Origin of the sequence: Sodalis sp. (in: enterobacteria) (assembly GCF_047607725.1) — a bacterium.
In the GTDB taxonomy this organism is placed as follows: Bacteria; Pseudomonadota; Gammaproteobacteria; order Enterobacterales; family Enterobacteriaceae; genus JBLKSS01.
The window spans coordinates 1-7,220 of sequence record NZ_JBLKSS010000064.1; the positions used below are offsets into that span (position 1 = coordinate 1).

At 56.7% G+C, this 7,220-nt stretch carries 7 protein-coding genes and 2 pseudogenes; 2 read left to right on the forward strand and 7 right to left on the reverse strand.

From position 1 onward, the window contains the following. Positions 1-93: 93 nt before the first annotated feature. From ACMX3H_RS06310 to dgt, 6 genes and pseudogenes are all read right to left on the reverse strand, one after another. Positions 94-843, reverse strand: coding sequence for a hypothetical protein (locus ACMX3H_RS06310; RefSeq protein ID WP_415210206.1), 750 nt, complete (start codon positions 841-843; stop codon positions 94-96). Continuing rightward, positions 843-1,217 carry an ABC transporter permease gene (locus tag ACMX3H_RS06315; protein WP_415210207.1) on the reverse strand — a complete coding sequence of 125 codons (375 nt, stop codon included), beginning with the start codon at positions 1,215-1,217 and terminating at the stop codon, positions 843-845. Before ACMX3H_RS06315 ends, ACMX3H_RS06310 begins: the two co-directional genes overlap by 1 nt. Beyond that, positions 1,136-1,705: an ABC transporter permease gene (locus tag ACMX3H_RS06320; protein WP_415210208.1), complete on the reverse strand. Its 570-nt coding sequence runs from the start codon at positions 1,703-1,705 to the stop codon at positions 1,136-1,138. Before ACMX3H_RS06320 ends, ACMX3H_RS06315 begins: the two co-directional genes overlap by 82 nt. Continuing rightward, entirely contained in the window at positions 1,702-2,238 is a 537-nt protein-coding gene (locus ACMX3H_RS06325; RefSeq protein WP_415210212.1) for an ABC transporter permease, read from the reverse strand. The genes ACMX3H_RS06320 and ACMX3H_RS06325 overlap by 4 nt, the downstream gene beginning before the upstream one ends. Before the next feature lie 392 nt (positions 2,239-2,630). After that, a pseudogene (degP, locus tag ACMX3H_RS06330) lies at positions 2,631-3,971 on the reverse strand (serine endoprotease DegP); the annotation flags it as partial. Positions 3,972-4,125: 154 nt separating this feature from the next. Next, entirely contained in the window at positions 4,126-5,640 is a 1,515-nt protein-coding gene (dgt, locus tag ACMX3H_RS06335; protein ID WP_415210209.1) for a dGTPase, read from the reverse strand. Positions 5,641-5,800: 160 nt separating this feature from the next. On the opposite strand from dgt, the gene mtnN reads away from it, so the two are divergent. Beyond that, positions 5,801-6,502, forward strand: a complete 702-nt coding sequence (gene mtnN, locus ACMX3H_RS06340) for a 5'-methylthioadenosine/S-adenosylhomocysteine nucleosidase (protein WP_415210210.1) — start codon at positions 5,801-5,803, stop codon at positions 6,500-6,502. Continuing rightward, a pseudogene (locus ACMX3H_RS06345) lies at positions 6,503-6,768 on the forward strand (ABC transporter substrate-binding protein); the annotation flags it as partial. Positions 6,769-6,979: 211 nt separating this feature from the next. On the opposite strand, the gene ACMX3H_RS06350 reads toward ACMX3H_RS06345, so the two are convergent. Further along, positions 6,980-7,220 (reverse strand): ATP-binding protein (locus ACMX3H_RS06350; protein ID WP_415210211.1); only part of this gene is annotated, 241 nt, incomplete at its 5' end.

Here is a 7,220-nt window from a genome sequence, read left to right on the forward strand (position 1 = left end):
TATAGTGCAAAAAAATCATTTTCCGCTCATTTTTTTGCGACGAGTCCAGAATCTGTAAAATCACTGTAAGCCGCGCCAGTAAAGGGCTTCCGGCTAATCCATCGTTCCCCTTGAGAGTCCAGAAATGATTGCCACCCCACATTTGCCGTTAAAGCAATGGGTGATGATGTCCCCATCGTCGAGCAGTCCCAGCATATCGTCGTACAGCGGCAGCGGTTCGCCCACGTGGACCATTACCGGCAGTTTCAGTACCCTACCGAGTTTTTTCGCCAGTTTAAGCGGCGCCAGGTCCCAACCTTTACTGATAACGCCGCTGGCGCGCACTTTAAGCCCGATGATACGATCACGGTGGGCGTCTACGGTGGCGGCGATACGATCGACGTCAATGTCGTTCATGGTCGACAGCTCGCTGATGCGGTTGCAGGCCACCAGACCGATGGAGCCGATATTCAAAAAAGCGAAAATCTCTTCATCGACGCGGTCGATAATCCATTCGCGCATCCCGTGAAAGTTGGCCTCTCCCGCGGACCCGGCGTCCACCAGCGTGGTGACGCCGCGCGCCACACCGCACAGTGCCGGCTTGATGGAAATGTCGGTGCCGCCGTACCACACGTGGGTATGCAGGTCGGTCCAGCTGGGGGAGATCCAGGCGCCGTCGCCGTCGATAATGCGCGTTTGCGGTGGGATAGCGTTAATGCTGGACACGCACGCCGCGACCCGGCCGTCGGCGCCGATGAGGATATCCAGCGGGGCATCCGCCGGCGCAGCGGCGCTTTCAAAGCCGATAGGTCGCACTGCGCGCAGCAGCAGAGGGGTAGAGGGAGCATTTTCGGACATCGTCATCAGGCACCTTTTGACAAACGGGGATCGAGAAAATCGCGCAGCGCATCGCCCAGCAATTGCAGGGAGAGCACCGTTATCACGATAGCCAGGCCGGGAAACAGCATGATCCAGGGCGTATCATCCATATATTGCCGCCCTTGGCTTATCATGGTGCCCCAGGTAGGAATATCCGGTGAAATACCGACGCCGAGAAAGGACAATCCGGCTTCGGCGAGAATGGCGTTGGCGAAAATAAACGTCGCCTGCACCAGCAGCGGCGAGGCGATATTGCACAGGATATGCCGCAGCAAAATCATCGGCGTGGGTACGCCGAGCGCTTTGGCCACCTCCACATAGGGCAACTCGCGCACCACCAGGGTCGAGGCGCGTACCACCGCGCCAGCCGCGGCGTGTAGACCGTGCCGAGGGCGATAATGACGTTCACGGCGGTGGGGCCGAGCGCCGCCACCAGCGCGATCGCCAGCAGGATATCGGGAAAGGCCATCATGGCGTCGATAAGGCGCGAGACCGGCGTATCCAAGCGGCGGAAGTAACCGGCGGCCAGGCCGAGCACGATCCCCGTCAGGGTGGCGAAAACCACCACCACCGCCCCGACCATCACCGAAGTTTGGCCGACATACAGCGTGCGGGTAAAGACATCCCGCCCCAGTTCATCGCTGCCAAAGAAATGGCTGACCCCAGGGGCCGATAACTGGCTCATGATAGACAATTTGCTGGGTGAATAAGGCGCCAGCCAGGGCGCGGCCAGCGACGTCGCCATAATCACCAGCAGTAGAACCAGCGCGGCGGCGCTGGCGGGGCGGTTGAGTAGCTGCCAGAAAAAATTGGCCCGCCTGGCGGCGGTGGAAACGGCCATCGTCATGAGAAACGCACCCTGGGATCCACCCATAAATACAGCATGTCGATCAGAAAGTTAATCAGCACATACAGCCCGGAAATCACCAGCAGCGTGCTCTGAATAACCGGATAATCCCGGCGCAGCACCGCCGACACAGTTAAACTGCCGACGCCGGGCAGCCCGAACACCGTTTCGGTGACGATGGAGCCGGATACCAGCAGCGCGGCGGTCATGCCCAGCACGGTCAGTACCGGAATCAGGGCGTTCTTGAAGGCGTGGCGGATAACCACCCGCCATTCGCTCATCCCTTTGGCGCGCGCGGGGCGGACATAGTCATCGTTAAGCACGTCAAGCATGCTGGCACGCGTGAATCGCAGAATAAGCGCCGAGCTGACGGCGCCCAGCGAGACCGCCGGCAGCACCAGATGGTGCAAACGCGGGGCGAAACCGGCGCCCGGGCCGCCATAGCCCGAGGTATCGAACCAGCCGAGCTTGACGGCGAAAAACTGGATCAACAGCAATCCCAGCCAAAACGACGGGATGCTAGCGGTAAGCATCGACACGGTGGTGGTAATCTGGTCAAACCAGCTGCCCCGGTAATAGGCCGACAGCGTAAGCGCCCCGTGGAGGACGTCTTGAATTATTGGTGGGTTTGTTGTATAGCCCGGTAAAAATATGTTCCACTACGATGCCTAGTGAACCCGCATCCTATAAGGGACGGCTGTCAGATCATGGATAATCCGGCGATGATAGTGTCCACTTAAATTTTAATGGACACTATCACAAACTTCAGAACCACTAATTTCATATCACTCAAACAGGGATGGAAATAAAATTTATTAAAATCAATACAATGTGAAAATGCAATGAGCATAAGCGTGTAACGTAGGTTTATTGTCTCATACAACAAACCCACCAATAATTCAAGACGTCCTCCACGGGGCGCTTACATATTTTCCACCGGCTGCTGATTCACGCCGAGGATCACATCGCCCTTTTTCAGCCCGACCCGCTCGGCGGTGCTGCCGGCTTTGACGTTATCTACCCGCACGCCTTTCTGGCCGTCAAGCTCGGTGTTGCTGAGCTCTGCTCCTTCGATGCCGGTAAAGACTATCCCGGAATCCACCTGGGATTACGTGCTTTGCTCAAGGGTGACGGTGACCGTGACCGGTTTACCGTCACGCAGCAGACCGAGGGTCATTTTGGTCCCCACCGGCTGCGAGCTGATGTCGGCCCGGAACGAGGCGAAGCTGTTCAGCGCCTTGCCGTTCATGGTGACGATCACATCCCCCTCTTTCACGCCGGCTTTCTCCGCGGCGGATTTAGGCATTACCTGGCTGACGAATGCGCCGCGCTGGGCATCGATCTTCATGGCTTTCGCCAGTTCCGGCGTCAATTCGGTGCCGAGGATCCCAATTTCGCCGCGTTTTACCTGACCGAATTCAACAATTTGTTTGGTCAGGTTTTTGACCATATTGCTCGGTATGGCAAAACCGATGCCGATATTACCGCCGTCCGGCGCCAATATGGCGGTATTAATACCGATAAGCTCCCCGCTCAGATTGACCAGCGCGCCGCCGGAATTGCCGCGGTTGATGGCGGCATCGGTCTGGATAAAGTTCTCATAATTTTCGATATTCAACCCGCTGCGTCCGAGCGCCGAGACGATACCGGACGTCGCCGTTTCCCCCAGTCCGTAGGGATTGCCGATAGCCACCGTATAATCCCCGACCCGCAGCTGATCGGAATCGGCCATTTTTATGGCGGTCAGATTTTTGAAGTCAATCAGCTGCACCAGCGCAATATCGGATCGCGGATCCTTACCGATAAGCTTGGCGTCGAATTTACGTCCGTCGTTGAGCTGAACCTGTATTTTAGACGCGTCATTCACTACATGATTGTTGGTCACCACGTAGCCCTTATCGGCATCGATAATGACCCCGGCTCCCAGCGCCTGGAATTTTTCCTGGGCCGGCGCGCCGCCGCCGTCGCCGCCTTCATCGCTCCCCTGGCACAACGGTGACGCCTGGAAGGGAGAGCCGTCCTGGCACAGCGGCGAATTTTGACCGAAGAATTGCTTGAGCTGATCGGGCATCTGCCGCGACGTGACCGGCGTGCTGCCCTCGACGCTGATACTCACCACGGAGGGCATGACTTTTTCCAGCATCGACGCCAGGCTAGGCAACTGCTGATTGGTCGCGGCGGTTTCTGCCGCAAAGACAGAGACGGGACTTAGCGCCATGCCCAGACTCAGAGCAAGCGCCGTCAGGACCAATGTGGATTTTTTCATCTGTGATTATCTCGACTTAAAAGTAAGGGGGCATTATGCAGAACGTGCTGCGTTTCTCCATGAGAGTTATGAAATACCCCGTAGTTCAGCGCAAAGAAAGCGGCAAAGGTAAAAAAATATTGATCCGCTTTACAAATGACCACAGTGTTCGCGGCTACTCGGCGGCCATCAGCCGACGATATTCATCCCAGGCATAAAGATCGGTCATACCGCTAATATAATCCTGGATTAAACACGCGCGATAATAAAATTCCATCATGGGTTGCTGGCCGGCGGGATAGCGGTTGACCGTTTCCATCGCCTCGCCATAGGCCAGACGATGTTTGGCGGACAGTTTATGATACAGGCGGCTGGCGATGGGATGCGCGGGATGATAATCCTCCGCCGCCAACCGTTGAAAATCCTCCTGCGACATGTCAAGCAAGGGGTTATAAATTTCCAGCAGCCCGCTTATCACCCGGTAGCCCTGCAGTTCCAACTGCTCAACTTCAGGATGATTAAACACATGCTTGAAAGCAACACTTTTAAATATCTTTAACAGCCGAAACGCCGGACTCGAGTCCTCCAGCAGCGCCTGATTGAAACTGCCGTCGTAAATGGGCGCCAGATTATCCAGAAAACGCTGCGCCGCATGTGGCACTAACCGCGCCACGGTATTGACCCGTAAATACATAAAAAACTGATCGCAGCTGCACAGCCCTTGATAACGTCTAATTTTGTTGAACGCCTGGCCTATCACTTTATCGAACAGATCACCTTTAACGACGCTGCCCCATTTTTTTTGCAGGAAAAGATACAATTGCTCCACGGTAAAGATTTTTTTCTCCACCGCATCTTCCAGGTCGGCAATACAATAGGAAATATCGTCGGCGGCTTCCATAATATACGTCAGCGGAAAACGGTGAAATTCCCCTAGCGATAATTCGCGCCGCAGCGTTTGGACATACTCTTCTTCCGCGAGATAAAAACCCGGTTTCTTCATTAAATAGCTGAACACCGCCGGCGCCGGGCCCTGCCAGTAGGCCGGGCGGGTGTACTTAAGAATGCAGCCGACCTGCGCATAGGTCAAATTAAGCTTTAGCAGGCTATGCACCATACGAATGGCCTGGGCATTGCCTTCAAAATGGCACAGATCGAGACGAATACGGCCACGCAGCGCATTGTTGACTTTGTCGCCGGCGCGCAGGCGCAGACTGGCCACCTGGCACCGATCGTTGCCGAGGGTGTCCTGCTCCAGACTGGCGATATCCAGTCGGCGGCGAAACCAGTCGTTGATTGCCGCTTCGCCGAAATGACCGAACGGCGGATTACCGATATCGTGCATCAGGCAGGCCATCTCCACCCTGCTCTCGCAGGGCGCTTCCATCTGCGATAATCCCAACGCGCCAGTGCGACCGTCGCTTTTGAAGCGATGAAAGATCTCTTTAACGATATGGCGGCCGACCTGCTGCACCTCCAGCGAGTGGGTCAGGCGAGAGCGCACCGCGGCATTGCGCTCAAGGGGAAAAACTTGGGTTTTTTGCTGTAGCCGGCGTATTGCGGCGGAATTGATAATGCGCCCGCGGTCGCTTTCAAATTGGCGAATAATAGCATAATCATCCTGGGCGCTTATTGCCGGACTAAAGGGACGTTGGAAACTGATTTTATGGCTGAAGTTGATATCGGACATGTTTTCCCCGCATGAGATCCGCACCCTACCGTGATACCAATGCCCGCCGGCAAACGCAACCCCACCGGCCGTTATTTTCCCGCGGTAGGCGTGCTAGAATGCACCCTATGAACACCCGCTATCATTTAAACCCGCTATTTTGTTAACAGGAACGCTTTGTATGAAAATTGGCATTATCGGCGCAATGGAACAGGAAGTCGCGCTGCTGCGCGACCGCTTGAGCCACTCTACCCTCCATCAGCAGGCGGGGTGTGAAATTTATACCGGTCAGCTACACGGCGTTGAGGTAGAGCTGGTGAAATCCGGCGTCGGCAAGGTTTCCGCTGCGTTGGGGACCACGCTGCTGCTGGATCATATCAAGCCTGAGCTGGTCATCAATACCGGTTCCGCCGGCGGTCTGGCGCCGTCGCTGAAAGTCGGCGATATTGTGGTGTCCCATGAAGTGTGCTATCACGATGTCGACGTCACCGCCTTCGGCTATGAGCCCGGCCAGATGGCGCAGTGTCCGGCGTCGTTCAATGCCGCCCCGTCGCTGGTGGCGCTGGCGGAGGAAATCATCGATCGCCTCGGCATGCATGCGGTACGCGGTCTGGTGGTCAGCGGCGACACCTTTATCAACGGCGCAGAAGGGCTGGCCCGTATCCGCCAGACCTTCCCGCAGGCGATCGCCGTGGAAATGGAGGCTACCGCCATCGCCCATGTGTGCCACCTATTTGCCGTGCCCTTCGTTGTGGTGCGCGCCATCTCCGATGTCGCGGATCAAGCGTCTCATCTGAGCTTTGAAGAATTCCTCACCGTGGCGGCGCAAAACTCCTCCCGCCTGGTCGAGGAAATGGTGCAAGCGCTGGCCGGCCAGCGGTAAATGCGCCGCGGACGCGCGGCGCTGGCCGCGTTACTTTGCCTGCTGCTGGTCTGGCCGGCGCTGGCGGCGCGGCGGGTGATAAGCCTGGCGCCCCACGCGACGGAGTTGGCCTACGCCGCCGGCATGGGCGAGGTGCTGGTGGCCGCGCCAGCGACTGGTCGGATTATCCTCCCGCGGCGCGGCGCCCTGAGCGGGTCGCCTCGTGGCAGGGCGTGAACATCGAGCGCATCCTGGCGCTGAAACCGGATCTGGTGCTGGGCTGGCGCGTCAGGCGGCGAGCGCGCTGCGAGCCCAACAGGCGACGCTTGCGAAACGTTATGCCGGCGGCGCCCCGCTGCGGGTGTTTTTGCAGTTTGGTGCAGATTCCGACGTATCCGATCATCTGTTCCGGCGACATCCGATCAGTTATTCCGATATTTTCCGATCACCCATTCCAGTGATATTCGATCACGTGTTCGCTCATCTTCTGACTCGGTTTTAGTCTATTTTTCTTGTGCTGGCTACTCCTTGCTCTTTGCGTAGTGATTCGCCTTTAAGTTCCAGTCGATAGCTGGGGTGTACTAGCCGATCGAGTAACTCGTCAGCTGTCGTGGGGTTTTCTATCAGTCCATACCATTTTTTTACCGGCAGTTGACTGATCAGGATGCTGCTGCTTTTGTCGTAACGATCTTCCATCACCTCCAACAGCATCGTTGCCTGCATCGGACTCATTGATTCC